General features: G+C 37.1%; 13 protein-coding genes. 6 read left to right on the forward strand and 7 right to left on the reverse strand.

From position 1 onward, the window contains the following. Window positions 1–553: 553 nt before the first annotated feature. The 4 genes from LNQ34_RS06770 (at window position 554) to LNQ34_RS06785 (ending at window position 4,586) form a co-directional block, all read left to right on the forward strand. Window positions 554–1,585: a sugar kinase gene (locus tag LNQ34_RS06770; RefSeq protein WP_229999030.1), complete on the forward strand. Its 1,032-nt coding sequence runs from the start codon at window positions 554–556 to the stop codon at window positions 1,583–1,585. Window positions 1,586–1,594: 9 nt separating this feature from the next. Further along, on the forward strand, window positions 1,595–2,242 hold the full coding sequence (locus LNQ34_RS06775; RefSeq protein WP_202700593.1) for a bifunctional 4-hydroxy-2-oxoglutarate aldolase/2-dehydro-3-deoxy-phosphogluconate aldolase: 648 nt from the start codon (window positions 1,595–1,597) through the stop codon (window positions 2,240–2,242). Window positions 2,243–2,245: 3 nt separating this feature from the next. After that, the gene (locus tag LNQ34_RS06780) at window positions 2,246–3,361 is read left to right on the forward strand and encodes a D-TA family PLP-dependent enzyme (protein WP_229999031.1); all 1,116 of its coding nucleotides are present in this window, start codon (window positions 2,246–2,248) and stop codon (window positions 3,359–3,361) included. 154 nt (window positions 3,362–3,515) lie between these two features. Then, window positions 3,516–4,586, forward strand: a complete 1,071-nt coding sequence (locus tag LNQ34_RS06785) for a dipeptidase (RefSeq protein WP_229999032.1) — start codon at window positions 3,516–3,518, stop codon at window positions 4,584–4,586. On the opposite strand, the gene LNQ34_RS06790 is transcribed toward LNQ34_RS06785, so the two are convergent. Continuing rightward, a complete protein-coding gene (locus LNQ34_RS06790; RefSeq protein WP_202700590.1) occupies window positions 4,583–5,359 on the reverse strand; it encodes a DeoR/GlpR family DNA-binding transcription regulator in 777 nt (258 codons plus the stop codon). The genes LNQ34_RS06785 and LNQ34_RS06790 overlap by 4 nt on opposite strands. Before the next feature lie 189 nt (window positions 5,360–5,548). On the opposite strand from LNQ34_RS06790, the gene LNQ34_RS06795 reads away from it, so the two are divergent. After that, window positions 5,549–7,852 (forward strand): family 20 glycosylhydrolase, encoded by a 2,304-nt coding sequence (locus LNQ34_RS06795; protein ID WP_229999033.1) that lies wholly within the window; start codon window positions 5,549–5,551, stop codon window positions 7,850–7,852. Between the two features lie 247 nt (window positions 7,853–8,099). Here LNQ34_RS06795 and LNQ34_RS06800 read toward each other — a convergent pair whose 3' ends face one another. From LNQ34_RS06800 to LNQ34_RS06810, 3 genes are all read right to left on the reverse strand, one after another. After that, a complete protein-coding gene (locus LNQ34_RS06800; protein ID WP_017497710.1) occupies window positions 8,100–8,846 on the reverse strand; it encodes a succinate dehydrogenase/fumarate reductase iron-sulfur subunit in 747 nt (248 codons plus the stop codon). A gap of 98 nt (window positions 8,847–8,944) precedes the next feature. Continuing rightward, window positions 8,945–10,945 (reverse strand): fumarate reductase/succinate dehydrogenase flavoprotein subunit, encoded by a 2,001-nt coding sequence (locus LNQ34_RS06805; RefSeq protein ID WP_017497709.1) that lies wholly within the window; start codon window positions 10,943–10,945, stop codon window positions 8,945–8,947. An 11-nt stretch (window positions 10,946–10,956) separates the two neighbouring features. Continuing rightward, complete coding sequence (locus LNQ34_RS06810; protein WP_017497708.1) at window positions 10,957–11,622, reverse strand: succinate dehydrogenase cytochrome b subunit; 666 nt, start codon at window positions 11,620–11,622, stop codon at window positions 10,957–10,959. A 321-nt stretch (window positions 11,623–11,943) separates the two neighbouring features. On the opposite strand from LNQ34_RS06810, the gene LNQ34_RS06815 reads away from it, so the two are divergent. Further along, a complete protein-coding gene (locus LNQ34_RS06815; RefSeq protein WP_229999034.1) occupies window positions 11,944–13,305 on the forward strand; it encodes a hydroxymethylglutaryl-CoA synthase family protein in 1,362 nt (453 codons plus the stop codon). A gap of 462 nt (window positions 13,306–13,767) precedes the next feature. On the opposite strand, the gene LNQ34_RS06825 is transcribed toward LNQ34_RS06815, so the two are convergent. The 3 genes from LNQ34_RS06825 to LNQ34_RS06835 all read right to left on the reverse strand — a co-directional run bounded on the left by LNQ34_RS06825 (window position 13,768) and on the right by LNQ34_RS06835 (window position 15,241). Continuing rightward, complete coding sequence (locus LNQ34_RS06825; protein ID WP_202700587.1) at window positions 13,768–14,139, reverse strand: hypothetical protein; 372 nt, start codon at window positions 14,137–14,139, stop codon at window positions 13,768–13,770. 15 nt (window positions 14,140–14,154) lie between these two features. Next, on the reverse strand, window positions 14,155–14,604 hold the full coding sequence (locus LNQ34_RS06830; protein WP_202700586.1) for a GNAT family N-acetyltransferase: 450 nt from the start codon (window positions 14,602–14,604) through the stop codon (window positions 14,155–14,157). 76 nt (window positions 14,605–14,680) lie between these two features. Next, window positions 14,681–15,241 (reverse strand): hypothetical protein, encoded by a 561-nt coding sequence (locus LNQ34_RS06835; RefSeq protein ID WP_229999036.1) that lies wholly within the window; start codon window positions 15,239–15,241, stop codon window positions 14,681–14,683. Window positions 15,242–15,296 lie beyond the last annotated feature (55 nt).

Below are 15,296 nucleotides of genomic sequence, written 5' to 3' on the forward strand. Positions count from 1 at the left end.
AGAATTAAACACATAGAAACATAGATTTTTTTACTTCATTGAGAATAACAAAAAAACTCGTTTTCGCACATAGCTGTGTGTATTAATGCAAGTGAAACGCCTATTACAAGGTTTCAAAAACTATGCTCCTATGTGTTAAAAAAATAATCGCTAAGTCTATGTATGGGATCTTTACCGGAAAATATTCCTGTTGAAGTAGAAGCCGTTTTCGAATTATATTAAAAAGTTATGTCACAGATTTTAATGATTAAATTGATTTTTTTGTTTGCAACGAATTTCACGAATTAGCACGAATTAATTTTTCACGCACTGATTTGCGAAAATTAGTGAAATTCGTGGCGAAAGAATTAAACACATAGAAACATAGATTTTTTTACTTCATTGAGAATAACAAAAAAACTCGTTTTCGCACATAGCTGTGTGTATTAATGCAAGTGAAACGCCTATTACAAGGTTTCAAAAACTATGCTTCTATGTGTTAAAAAAATAATCGCTAAGTTTATAAATCAATATAATTCCGACAACTATCGGGAGTGGCAAAAAAACAAAAAACATGAATACAAATACCTCACAAACAAAAATCGCAACTTTCGGTGAATTATTACTCCGGATGAATGTTGCCAACGGAAATCGATTTACACAGGCCAACGAAATAAAAGTTTACGTGGGTGGTGCCGAAGCAAATGTTTGTGTTTTACTTTCCCAACTTGGGATACCCACCGATTACATTACCCGATTACCTCAAAATGACTTAGCACAATTGGCTGTAAACGAACTTCAGAAATACAAAGTAAACACCTCGAAATGTGTTTATGGCGGAGACCGTTTAGGTTTATACTTTGTCGAGGCCGGAAATCAGATCCGACAATCGCAAGTCATTTACGACCGAAGCAATTCGTCCTTTGCGACCATACAAAAAGATCAGATTAACTGGGATTTAGCTTTGGCCGATGTGACCCATTTTCATTGGTCCGGAATAAGTCCGGGAGTTTCGCATGAAGCCTCTCTGGTCTGTAAAGAAGCCATTCTCGCGGCACATCAAAAAGGACTACCTATTTCTTCTGACTTTAACTATCGCTCCAAATTATGGCAATACGGAAAACATCCGTCAGAAGTCATGCCTGATTTACTTCAATACAGCACCATTACGGTTGCCGATTTAGATGCGATTGAAATTTATTTCGGAATCAAAACTGACGCACGAGAATCTGATGCCGACCGTTTTCAAAAAACATACGAATTGTTAAAAGTAAAAATGCCTTTTCTGCAAACACTCGCCATGAGTTTCAGAAAGTCTGACGGACCGGCGCATTTATACAAAGGGTTATTGCTTCATGAAGGCAATTTCTATCAAACACCCGAACACAAAATACAGGTCGTAACAGACCAAATAGGTTCCGGAGATGCCTTCAACGCAGGATTATTATACGGACTGACTCATAAATTATCCGGTCAGGATTGCATCGAGTGGGCAACTGCCTGCGGCGTCATCAAACAAAGTATTCACGGAGATTTTGCCATAAGCACTCCTGACGAAGTAAATCATTTTATTAAAAATGGCTCAAGTAACAGAATTAACAGATAAAACAAAAACATGTACAGCATATTAAAAACGCAAGGTGTACTTCCGTTAGTGACACAAATCAACATTGAAACAGCCCAAATAGTCTTGCAATCGGCGGCTGATGCTGGCATAAAAATTATCGAGTTTGCCGCTCGTGCAACTGATGCTAAAGAAGTTTTTAGCCAAATGATCCATTTTAAAAAAGCAAATAATTTAGAGGTTAAGATAGCCGTGGGATCTATATTAAGCGTTCAGGATGCCGAAACCTTTCATCAGTTAGGAGCAGATTGCATTGTTTGTCCACATACCGATCCGGAAATTGGGAACTATTGTTTCAAAAACAACATTTACTGGATTCCCGGAGCCGCGACCTTAAATGAAATACTTCATGCCAATAAATTAGGTGCTGAAATTGTAAAACTTTTTCCGGCCGATAAAATTGGTGGTCCCGGATATGTAAAAGCCATCAGAGCCCCTTTCCCAAACTTAAAAATAATGCCAACCGGCGGAGTAACCTTAGAAGAAAGCAACCTGAAATCCTGGTTCAAATCAGGAGTGGTTTGCGTTGGAATTGGTTCTAATTTATTTACTAAAGAAATGATGCTTGATTTAAGTTATGAGCAGTCACTTAAGGCTTTTCAGAATTTAATTGAAGTTGTCAAAAAAACAAGAAACTAAGTTATGCAAAACAATTGGTGGAAAATTAGCTCCGAAATCCGTGTAGACACCCCATTTTTGGCCGTTTACGAAGATCGCATTCAGACCAACATTGAACGTTTGATAGAATCTGTGAACGGTGATACTCAAAAATTAAGACCACACATCAAAACCCATAAAATTGGGGAGATTCTGGACTTGTTTAAAACCTATAATATCAACAAAGTTAAATGCGCCACAATTGCCGAAGCAGAACTTGCTGCCATACACGAAATTGAAGACGTACTTCTCGCCTATCAGCCTGTAGGCAATAAAAAAGAGCGATGGATTTCCTTACTTAAAAAATATCCTGCTACCGCTTTTTCGACCATTGTTGACAATTACGAATCGGCAAAAGCACTGGATATCGCGGCACATAAAAACAACCTAAAACTTACCCTTTACCTGGATCTGAACTCCGGAATGAACAGAACCGGAATTTCAATTTCTAAAAACTGGGAAGCCCTGATTGATGAAATCATCAAACTAAAAAATATTCATTTTGCAGGTATTCACCTGTATGATGGTCATCTGAAAGGAGATGTTGAACATCGAAATTCGGTTGCCTCAAATATCTTCTTTAGCATCAACGAAGAAATTGAAAGTATACAGAAAAAACTGGGTTATGAATTAAAAATTGTAGCAGGAGGATCTAACACCTTTCCTTTTTATGCCACGCAGAAAAATGTAGAATGCAGTCCGGGAACTTTTGTCTTCTGGGATTCCAACTATCAAATTAACTTACCGGAGCAACATTTCGAACCCGCTTTAGCAATCGTTGGAACCATCATCTCAAAACCAACCGATACTACTTTTTGTATCGACATTGGGTACAAAGCGGTCGCTTCTGAAAATCCTATCGATAAAAGACTGGTCATTTTAAATGACAACGACCTGATCCCAATTTCACATTCTGAAGAGCATCTGGTCATCGAAAATCGAGGTAAAAACAACTATGCGATTGGTGATACTATTTATGCGCAGCCCTACCACGTTTGCCCCACTTGCGCATTGTACGATTCCGTTCAGGTAGTCAATAGCGAACAGCAGATTTGTGATCAGTGGCTTGTGGTTGCGAGAAATCGGAAAATTAATATCTAGTGAAGAGGTATAGAGTCAAGAAGATAGAATCAAGAAAATAGAATCAAGAAGAAAGAGAATAGAACCAAGAGAATAGAGAAAAGAAAAAAGACCATAGACCTTGTAGAAAACCTCAGAACCTTAGAACCTCAGAACCTTAGAACCTTAAAATACTATGTTTATAATAGATGCCCATTTAGACCTTAGCATGAATGCGATGGAATGGAACAGAGACCTACGAAACGATGTTGCCACCTTACGCCATTTAGAAAAAGGTATGACAGACAAACCCGATCGCGAACGTGCCACTGTTTCTTTTCCTGATTTGCGAAAAGGAAATATTGGAATTGTGGTCGCCACTCAAATTGCACGATTTGTAAAACCCGACAGTCTTATTCCCGGCTGGAACTCTCCTGAGCAGGCATGGGCACAAACACAAGGGCAGCTCGTCTGGTACAAAGCCATGGAAGAAGCCGGAGAAATAACTCCTATTACAGACAAAAAATCGCTACTGAAACAGATTGATTTATGGAATGACGGAACCCCAAATGATAAAAAACCGATTGGTTATATTTTAAGTCTAGAAGGTGCCGATTCTATTATCGATATTTCTTACTTGCAAAAAGCACATCAATACGGATTACGCGCTATCGGACCCGCACATTACGGTCCTGGCCGATACGCAAACGGAACAGATGCCACCGGAAAAATGCAGCAAAACGGACTTGATTTACTCAAAGAAATGGAACGTCTGAACATTATTCTGGATGCCACTCATTTGTGTGATGATGCTTTCTGGCAGGCATTAGACCACTACAACGGACCGGTCTGGGCAAGCCACAACAATTGCCGAAGTCTGGTAGATCACAACCGTCAATACAGCGACGAAATGATCAAAGCTTTGATTTCACGAGGAGCCGTTATAGGAGGAGCTTTAGACGCCTGGATGCTGGTTCCGAATTGGGAAAGAGGAGTTTCAACCCCACAGGGAACTAACTGCAATCTTGAAACTGTTTTCAGACACATGGATCACATCTGTCAATTGGCCGGAAATGCCAATCATATAGGAGTAGGTTCTGATCTTGATGGTGCTTTTGGTACAGAGCAATCTCCGTACGATTTAAACACTATTGCCGATTTGCAGAAACTAGTTCTGATCTTTAAAAATCATGGCTATTCAGATGAAGATTTAAATAAAATTTTTCATCAAAACTGGATCAACTTTTTACTAAAAAACTGGGATTAAACAAAAACTAAACTGGGAACTGCCTTCTTATACGACTGTAGTTTTTCGTGATCGGGATCTACTTCCGTCACCACGTAATCAACCTCGGATAAGTTGGCAATTTTCATTTTTAGAACTGTATCCAGTTTTTCAGAAATCGTAAGAATGGCTGTTTTTTCAGAAGCCTGAATCATCGCTTTTTTGACCTGAACTGTTTCCCAGTCCGAATCTGAAAAGCCGCCTTCGATGTCTAAGGCATTGGTTCCTAATATTAACAAATCGACTTTAATATTTGCCAGCTGATTGTAAACATCACCGCTCACACACATTTGGCTGTACGACGAAATGCTGCCGCCAATCATGATAATTTTAACATTGGGTTTGTCCAGAAGTTCAACCGCCGATAAAACGGTAACGGTAAAAATCGTCAGGTTTAAAGTGTCAGGAATCAATCGGATAAACTCTCTGATGGTTGTTCCGCCACCAAGTAATAAAACCATACCATCACGAAGTAAACCTAAAGTTTTCTGTGCAATGGTTTGTTTTGCTTCTCCTGCATAAGTTTGATTGGAAGAAGAATGGTGATAGGCTTTTGTCATCGCACCACCTTTTACTTTAATCAATAAGGACTCTGATTCAAGTTCATTAATATCTCGTCTCACAGTATCTTCTGAAACAAATAATTTAGCCGAAAGGGTTTCAAAACTTACACGAGTGTGCAGGTTAATCTCTTTTAAAATAAGATTTTTACGTTCTTCCTTGGTGTAATTAACCACTTCATTATCATTATTCATGCATGTTCAATTTTAGTAAAGCAAATGTAAACAATTAATGCAATATTATTGCGAAACAAATTAGAATACAGTGTAATAATAACGTTAATTCATCTATTATAAAGACTTTTAAATACAAATAGCATTTGCAAAAAAAATGCAAATCACCCAACAAACCTTACATTTGTTTAACAAACCAAAAAAGTAATCATGCAAAAAAATATTTTTATTCTTTTACTATTTTGTTATTCTTTTGGAAGTGCCCAGACTTCCTTAAATAATAATTCGATCATTCCGGCTCCTAATTTCTACAAAGCCACCGGAGACAGTATTCGTTTAAATGGGCAAATTAAAGTGCTTTTTGAGAAAAATAAATTCAGTGTTAAAGAACAAAAAACAGCAAAGCTGTTGGAGTCTGCTATAAATGCTAACACCTCAAAGAAAAAAAGCACTATCGATGTTTTATTCCTAACACAAAATCCTGCTTCCTCTCTAAAAAAAGAAGGATATAAAATTGCAATCACTCCTAAAAAAATAACCGTTACCGGAAGTGAAGAAGGATTGTTTTATGCAGTTCAGAGTTTATTGCAAATGCTTCCGAACAAACCTAAAAGTCAGGAAATAAAACTTCCTTGTGTGACGATAGAGGATGAACCGAGATACGATTACCGAGGCCTGCATTTAGACGTTTGCCGTCACTTTTTTTCTGTTGATGTTATAAAAGATTTTATCGCTCAGATGTCCAGTTATAAATTAAATAATTTCCATTGGCATTTAACGGACGATCAGGGCTGGAGAATTGAAATCAAAAAATACCCGAAGCTAACCGAAGTAGGCTCGAAAAGAGCCCAGACTCTCGTAGGAAATAAGTTCGAGAGATTCCCTTATTTTTTTGACGGAAATCCTTACGGAGGCTTTTATACTCAGGAAGAAATCAAGGACGTGGTAAAATTTGCTGAAGAACATTATGTCAATGTGATCCCCGAAATCGAAATGCCAGGACATGCCACTGCAGCCGTTACCGCTTATCCAAATTTATCCTGTTTTCCGGATCGCCCTTATAAAGTTATTGAATACTGGGGAGTGTTTGAAGATATCTTCTGTGCCGGAAAAGAAGAAACCTTTACTTTTCTGGAAGATGTCTTAACTGAAGTCATGGCGTTATTCCCTAGCAAATACATTCACATTGGTGGTGACGAATGCCCAAAAGCCAGATGGAAAGAATGTCCAAACTGTCAAAAAAAGATCAAAGAATTAGGATTGAAAAACGAACACGAATTACAAACTTATCTTACCACCAGAATCGAAAAATTCCTAAACAACAATGGAAGACAAATTCTCGGTTGGGACGAAATGCTCGAAGGCGGCCTGACTCCAAATGCAGCAGTAATGTCCTGGCGCGGAGAATCGGGCGGAATTGCCGCAGCCAAACAAAAGCATTTTGTCATCATGAATCCCGAGCACATTTTGTATCTGGATTACAATCAGGCGTATTCTCCAAATGAACCTTTAACGGTGGGAAGATTAGTCACAGTCGAAAAAATGTACAACTACAACCCGACTCCAGTTGACAGTTTAACGATTGACGAACAAAAATACATCATGGGCGTACAGTCCAATCTGTGGTCGGAATATTTAACGAGTCCGGCCAAACTAAATTATCAGCTTTATCCCCGAATGTTTGCTTTAGCAGAGATAGCCTGGACAGCCCCACAAAATAAAAATTACCATAATTTTGTTCTGAATCGCATGCCGCATCATTTAGAAAAACTGGAACTACAGAAAAGATTATACAAAGTACCAACACCGTTTGGAGCAAACGAAACCGCTTTAATCACTTCAAAATATACCCTGGATCTAAAACCAACCATCAAAAACGGACAAATTTTCTATACCATCGACGGCTATAATCCGGATGAAACGGCAGAACTTTATACCAAACCTGTCGCGATACACGTTCCAAAAGGAGAATTCAGAACCGTAAAAACCGTTCAGATTAGCCCAAGCGGAAGAAAAAGTTCAATCAACAAAATTATACTCCGAAATCCTGATTTAAAACCTGCATTAGCTGTAAAACCAACCAAACAAGGTTTGAAATACGAGTATTTTGTCGGAACCTTATTTCAGCAGGTTCAGGATTTAGAATTAGTAAAACCAGTGAATTCGGGAATTTTTGAAGGCACCATAAGCAGCGAAAAATGGAAAACGAAAAAAGAGCGCTATATTGGCTTAAAATTCGACGGATATATCTACATTCCGGAAACTGCAAATTATACCTTTTCAACGCTCTCAGACGACGGATCGAAGCTTTTTATTGACAATGAACTGATCGTGAATAACGATGGAATACATTGGCTCAACGAAGCCTACGGAGTCGTGAAACTCGAAAAAGGTTTCCACAAATTCAATATCAGTTATTTTGACCAGATTGGCGGAACTACTTTAAATTGTTTTATCCAACCCGAAGGAAAAGAAAAACAGGAAATCAGCGCTTCGCAATTCTATTTCGAGTAAAAGCACAAAAGTGATAACCCAAAATAACAACTCCTTTGATGGAACAAAAATTCGTAAAAAAGCAACAGTAAAACCCCAACGGGGTACTCTATTTATAAAACTTCAACAAGACCTATAAAAAAAGCTCCAGAGGAGCGATATCTATTTACAATCTAACACCTATCGCTCCTCTCGAGCTAACAAAAAAAAAAAGCATCCGCCATAAAGGCGGATGCTTTTTTATATAACTAAAAAGATACGTTTTAAATTATCCTTTCAAGCTTGCTGCTAAATACTCACGGTTCATACGTGCGATATTTTCAAGAGAGATTCCTTTAGGACATTCTACCTCACAAGCTCCGGTATTTGTACAGTTACCAAAACCTTCTGCATCCATTTGGTGAACCATATTTAAAACACGGTCAACTGCTTCAACTTTACCTTGCGGTAATAAAGCGTATTGAGATACTTTTGCAGAAACGAACAACATTGCTGATGAGTTTTTACAAGTTGCCACACAAGCTCCACAACCAATACAAGCTGCAGCATCAAAAGATTTATCTGCATCGTCTTTGTTGATTGGAATTGTATTTGCATCAATTGTATTACCTGAAGTATTTACAGAGATAAATCCTCCTGCATGTTGAATTCTGTCAAAAGAACTTCTATCAACTACTAAATCTTTAATTACAGGGAAAGCTTTTGCTCTAAATGGCTCGATAAAAATCGTATCACCATCTTTGAACATACGCATGTGCAATTGACAAGTAGTAACTCCTCTGTCTGGTCCATGCGCTTCTCCGTTGATAAACAAAGAACACATTCCGCAAATTCCTTCGCGACAATCGTGGTCAAATGCTACCGGTTCGTCTCCTTTATTGATCAATTGTTCGTTAAGAACGTCAAGCATTTCAAGGAAAGACATATCCGGTTCAATTCCGTCAATAGGATATTCTACAATCCCTCCTTTATCTTGGGCGTTTTTCTGACGCCATATTTTTAATGTAAGTTTCATTTTCTATAAGTTTAAAAGTCTTAAAGTCTAAAGTCATAAAGTCAAAAATCGAAAGCTTAATACTTTAAGACTTTGGACTTAGGACTTTGGACTAAACCCTATTTATAACTACGTTGTACTAATTTGATGTTTTCGTAAACCAGAGGTTCTTTGTGTAATACTGCGTCACTTGGTTTTCCTTTGTATTCCCAAGCTGCAACGTATGCAAAGTTCTCATCATCACGAAGTGCTTCACCTTCTTCTGTTTGATACTCTTCACGGAAGTGACCTCCACAAGATTCGTTACGGTGTAAAGCATCTTTTGCGAACAACTCTCCCAATTCTAAGAAATCAGCAACACGAGTTGCTTTTTCTAATTCCTGGTTAAATTCGTTAGCACTTCCAGGTACTTTTACGTCTTTATAAAACTCTTCACGTAAAGCGGCAATTTCTTCGATAGCTTCGGCTAAACCTTTAGCATTACGAGCCATACCTACTTTATCCCACATGATTTTCCCTAATTTCTTATGGAAATAATCTACAGAATGAGTTCCTTTATTATTGATAAATTTCTCGATTTGATCTTTTACTCCTTTTTCTGCTTCTACGAATTCTGGTAAATCTGTAGAGATAGGTCCCATTTTAATATCCGGAGCCAAATAATCCCCGATAGTATAAGGTAATACGAAATAACCATCTGCTAAACCTTGCATTAAGGCAGAAGCTCCAAGTCTGTTTGCTCCGTGATCAGAGAAGTTAGACTCTCCGATTGAGAAACATCCCGGAATGGTAGTCATTAAGTTATAATCAACCCAGGTACCACCCATAGTGTAGTGAACCGCAGGGTAAATCATCATTGGCGTCACATAAGGATCTTCGTCAACAATTTTTAAGTACATCTGGAATAAGTTTCCGTACTTACTTTTTACGATATCCGTTCCTAACTTAGTTACTAAAGCACTGTCATTTTCATTCAATCCTTTTACGTGAGCAGCCTCAGCACCGTAACGTTTAATAGCAGCAGCGAAATCTAAATAAACCGCTTCTCCTGTTTTGTTCACACCAAAACCGGCATCACATCTTTCTTTTGCAGCACGAGACGCAACGTCACGAGGTACTAAGTTACCAAAAGCAGGATATCTTCTTTCTAAGAAATAATCTCTTTCGTCTTCAGATAAATCAGTTGCTTTTTTCTTTCCTTCACGAATTGCTTTCGCATCTTCTAATTTTGCAGGAACCCAAATACGACCGTCATTACGTAATGATTCAGACATCAAAGTCAATTTTGACTGGTGATCTCCTGAAACCGGAATACAAGTTGGGTGAATTTGTGTGTAACAAGGATTCGCGAAAAACGCTCCTTTTTTATGTATTTTCCAAGCTGCTGTTGCGTTACTTCCCATAGCATTAGTTGAAAGGAAAAACACGTTTCCGTATCCTCCTGAACCTACTACTACCGCATGAGCAGAGTGTCTTTCAATTTCTCCTGTGATAAGGTTACGAGCGATAATACCTCTCGCTTTTCCGTCAACAATTACAATGTCAAGCATTTCGTGACGGTTGTACATTTTTACTTTTCCACGACCAATCTGACGGTTCATTGCAGAATAAGCTCCTAACAATAATTGTTGTCCGGTTTGTCCTTGTGCGTAAAAAGTACGGGAAACCAAAGTTCCTCCAAAAGAACGGTTATCCAATAATCCACCATATTCACGAGCCAATGGTACCCCTTGAGCCACACACTGGTCGATAATATTAGCCGAAACTTCAGCCAAACGGTGAACGTTTGCCTCACGTGCACGGTAGTCACCTCCTTTTACAGTATCATAAAATAATCTGTAAACAGAGTCACCGTCACCTTTATAATTTTTTGCAGCATTGATCCCCCCTTGTGCAGCAATAGAGTGCGCACGACGTGGTGAATCCTGAAAACAGAAAGCTTTTACGTTATATCCTAACTCAGCCAAAGTAGCCGCAGCAGAACCTCCAGCCAAACCTGTTCCAACTATAATAATATCTAAATTACGTTTGTTAGCAGGGTTTACTAAATTAATATGATCTTTATAATTTGTCCATTTGTCCGATATTGGACCATTTGGAATTTTTGAATCTAATGCCATTATAATTGATATTAATTATTGAAATGATGAAATAATGCGATGATAACGAAAAGTGCCGGTACTACAACCGCAAATCCATAACCAACTTTACTTAAGAATCGAGAATACTTATTGTGCATCCCAACAGATTGAAGAGATGAACTGAATCCGTGCCAAAGGTGAAATCCTAATAACACAAATGAGATACAATAAATACCTGTGCGGATTGGGTCATGAAACTTATGCACTAGCTCTCCATAATATCTTGTCGCGTCCGGTGCTGTACCTGCAATATATTTGTAAGTAACTTCAGGAAACCAAAAATCATAGAAATGCAATCCTAAGAAAGCCAAAATAACTAAGCCTGAGATAATCATGTTTCTCGAAGTCCATGAAGCATTAGCAGCTCCGTTGTATTTTGCATAAGCAATTGGTCTTGCTGCGCTATTTTGAGCAGTCAATACAAATCCCATTACGAAATGGAAAATTACTCCGATTGCCAAAACAGGTTGCATTACATATTGAATCAGCGGATTGTATCCCATAAAGTGAGAAGCTTCGTTAAAAACATCTTCACTAATAATAGAAATAAAATTTAAGGAAACATGCAGCGCTAAAAACGTGATTAAGAATATTCCCGAAAGGGCCATAGCCACTTTCTTTAAGATGGAAGCATTCAATAGTGCAGATTGTGCCATAAGTGTTAAAGTAGTTTGTTTTAAAAAATTAGACAAAAATAAAGCAATTAGACATGAACTACAACCATTTCGTTGTTATTTATAATGATTTTAAAGAGCTTTCGGTGATATTATTGCAAATTATTTAAAAACAATAAAATAGAAATTTTTCGCAAGTGATTTTAACGAATTCCTAGTTTTTATATAATTACCAAATTGTTATTTTTCACCCCTTTTTGCTCTGTTTTCCTCAAAAGTAAAGCGAGCCCGAATTTTATTGAATGAAAACAAGGGAATTTTAAGAGCATAATTTTACCTTTATCGGCTTCAAAAAAAATGACAATGAAAACAGGAATTGACGCTATTTCTTTTGATGTAGCCAACATACATTTACCTATAAAAACTTTGGCGACTGCCAGAAATATCGAACCCGAAAAATTAGAAAAAGGCCTTGGACTAATTCAAATGACTTTACCTGATGTTCATCAGGATCCAGTAGTTTTTGGAGCAAATGCTTTAACGAAACTTATTCTGGATCACAACATCAACCTAAACGAAATTAGCAGGATCTATGTTGGAACTGAAAGTGGTATTGACAGCTCTAAACCAATCAGTTCGTTCTTAATTAGTTTGATAGAGCAAAAATTTGGCGAAGATACTTTGGCGGAATGTGATGTAGTCGATTTTACTTTTGCCTGTATCGGTGGTGTCGACGCTTTGCAAAATTGTATTGACTTTGTAAAATTGAATCCAGCCAAAAAAGCAATTGTCGTAACAACCGATTTTGCCAAATACGATTTAAACTCCACCGGAGAATATACCCAGGGTGCCGGAGCAGTTGCAATGTTAGTGACTTCTAACCCCAGAATTATCGCTTTTGACGAAAATTGGGCAACCAGCACAAAAGGAGTTTTTGACTTCTTTAAACCGTACCGAAGCATTTCAAAAGAAGCAATTACACAAAATACCAACAACGATCTTTGGTTTGATAATTTAGAAGCCGAAATAGAAATCCATAAAGACCAACCGGTTTTCGACGGTCAGTATTCCAACCAATGTTATATGGATCGTACCCGTAATGCTTATTTCTCCTTCAAGAAACTAAAAAATACTACGAAAACTTTATACACTACCTGGAACAGCATCATCATGCACCTTCCCTATTCGTTTCAAGGACGACGCATGTTATCTGAAATTTACGCTTTAGACAGTGCCGAAAAGATCATTTCAGAAAACATTGAACCGGCAGATTATCAGGCTAAAATTAAGGAAGTCGCAAAATCTGAAGAATATAGAAATTTTGTAACCGAGAAATTACAACCTGCTGAATTGGCTTCGTCTTTAATTGGTAATCTTTATACAGGATCTATTTTCATGGGATTGTTATCGACTTTGGCTCATTATTATGATACCAATAAAGAAATCGCCGGAACCCAATTTGGATTCTTAGCTTACGGAAGCGGATCGAAATCGAAAGTTTTTGAAGGTACAATTCAGCCGGAATGGAAAGCTGCACTGGCAAACGTGAAGCTTTTTGAAAATTTGAAGGAAAGTAAAGAAATTGATTTCAACACTTACGAAAGCCTTCACAAAAAAGAACAAAAACAAAGCGTCAGAACTCCAAAAAATGAATGGATTTTAGACCGAATTGAAAAAGAGATCCCTGTTTTGATTGGGGCGAGATATTATAAGTGGGTTGATTAAGAAATTCTAATAAATAGAAAACCGAGGCAAATTGCTTCGGTTTTTTTTTAAACTTAACTTTTAGATGTAACCGCAAAGAGCGCTAAGATTTACGCAATGTTCGCTAAGTTTTGTGCGACCTATAAACACAAAGCTTTGCGAACATTGCGTTTTTAAGACATTAAACAGACAAAATCTTTGCGCTCTTTGCGGTTAAACAACAAATCAATCCTTCTTATGTTGTTCCGTATAGTTTTGATTTCCTTTAAGAGCTTCGTCATGCACATTCATTCCGTGTGACATTCCGAGCATGAAAGCAGTTAGTATTACTATTAATTTTCTTTTTATCCAATGAAGTGGTCGCTTAGATTGCTCTAAACGTGTTTTATTATTTTGTTTATACATTTTGAAAATGATAAATGATTAGACATTATTTTACCATCGTATGCATTGAAGCGCATCAAAACTTAAGAGAGAATCCCTTTAAGCTATGTATAAACTTGTTTTAAAATTTGCAGAGTTAACGGTTTCATTTACAAAAACAGACTGCTTTATAAACGAACTTACTTTTTGAAAAAGAAATAGTTGAAGATTTAGAGCTCCCCTGATTTGAAGACTAAAAACATCTCTTAAATCGAGATACTTTAAAACAACCGAAAACAGCGTCCTTACCCGTGAAGCAGATGGAATAAATTTATATAAACGAGAATTAGAAAAATCTAACTCAGCTCTCAGAATTACAAACGAAGATTGATAATAATCTGCCGATTTTGAGGGAGAAACTAAAACACCATCATTCACAATCACGACAAAAGCCAGAAAGAGCGAAAGCAGGTATTTTGTATAGTTTTTCAATTTTAATTTGATTTATTATAATTTCATTTTCATAATGGGCATAAACCTGTCTTTTATCGAAGTTTCGAATGCTCCGATTTTTACAAACCCCATTTTTAAGTAGAAACCTTCAGCATTTGGTTCTGAATCGAGTTGAATGGTCTGAATTCCAGCCTCTTTCATTCGGTTTAAAAAATCGAGAAACAGGTATTTTCCAAAACCTTTTCCTATATATTCAGGCAAGATAAATAAATTATCCATTTTTACATTCTTTTCATCTTCAAAAAGATAAGAATAATAACCAATTATTACCTTGTCCTTTACCAATTTGAATACATCATGTTCTCTTATATAATCTGGAGAAATAGTAAGATTCACCTCCCACTTTTGAATTTGTTCTGCTGAATATCCCCAATAAGCTTTTGACTTTTTGGTTATTTGTGTTAGAATTTCGCTATCGGTTGTATTTGCTTTTTCTATCCTCATTTTCACACAAGATGAAAGCGAAGATATGAATTAAAACAGAAGTTCTAATCTACCTGAAAACTCTTTCCCAATTGCCTTATACTCCATTTGTTTCCGGATTTTCTTTTCTATAAAGAAGCAAACCTAATCCTAAAACAAAAACCAAACAACTCAAAAGCATCAAAACGCCATTTTTCAAAGCAAAAAATGAAAATCCCACAGCAGCCGAACCAACAATTACCATCAAAGATTTTACGGTTTCCGTTTTTATAAAAGTAAATGCATGAATCGCCAAACCAACAAAAAGCAAAGAGGGCCCAACAATCACAAAAGGATAAAGAATAGATGGTGTATCACTAATCTGCTTGCCCAATGCCTCTCTGGCGAGATCGTTATTCCCGAAACTCCACATCATAAAATCAATCGTGCAAAGGCCAATGTGGGCAATAACACCAAAAGTGGTTAATACTGATGCAATCAAATTTAGCTTGCTTTTCGGAAACACATCATTAAATGACAACAACAAACAGGCTCCAACTAAATTAAACCAATGCGCAAAATCGATTGGTTTTTGAAAGTTTGGCAGAATCTTAGAAAAGAAGAGATAACTGATCAAAAAAAATAGCAATCCAAGCAGGCAAATGTGTTTTGTTTTCATAATTTATTTTTAAAATTGATGAAGCAAAACTATTTTTTAAAATCCGCTCAAACCC

This window comes from Flavobacterium lipolyticum (assembly GCF_020905335.1).
Classification (GTDB): Bacteria; Bacteroidota; Bacteroidia; order Flavobacteriales; family Flavobacteriaceae; genus Flavobacterium; species Flavobacterium lipolyticum.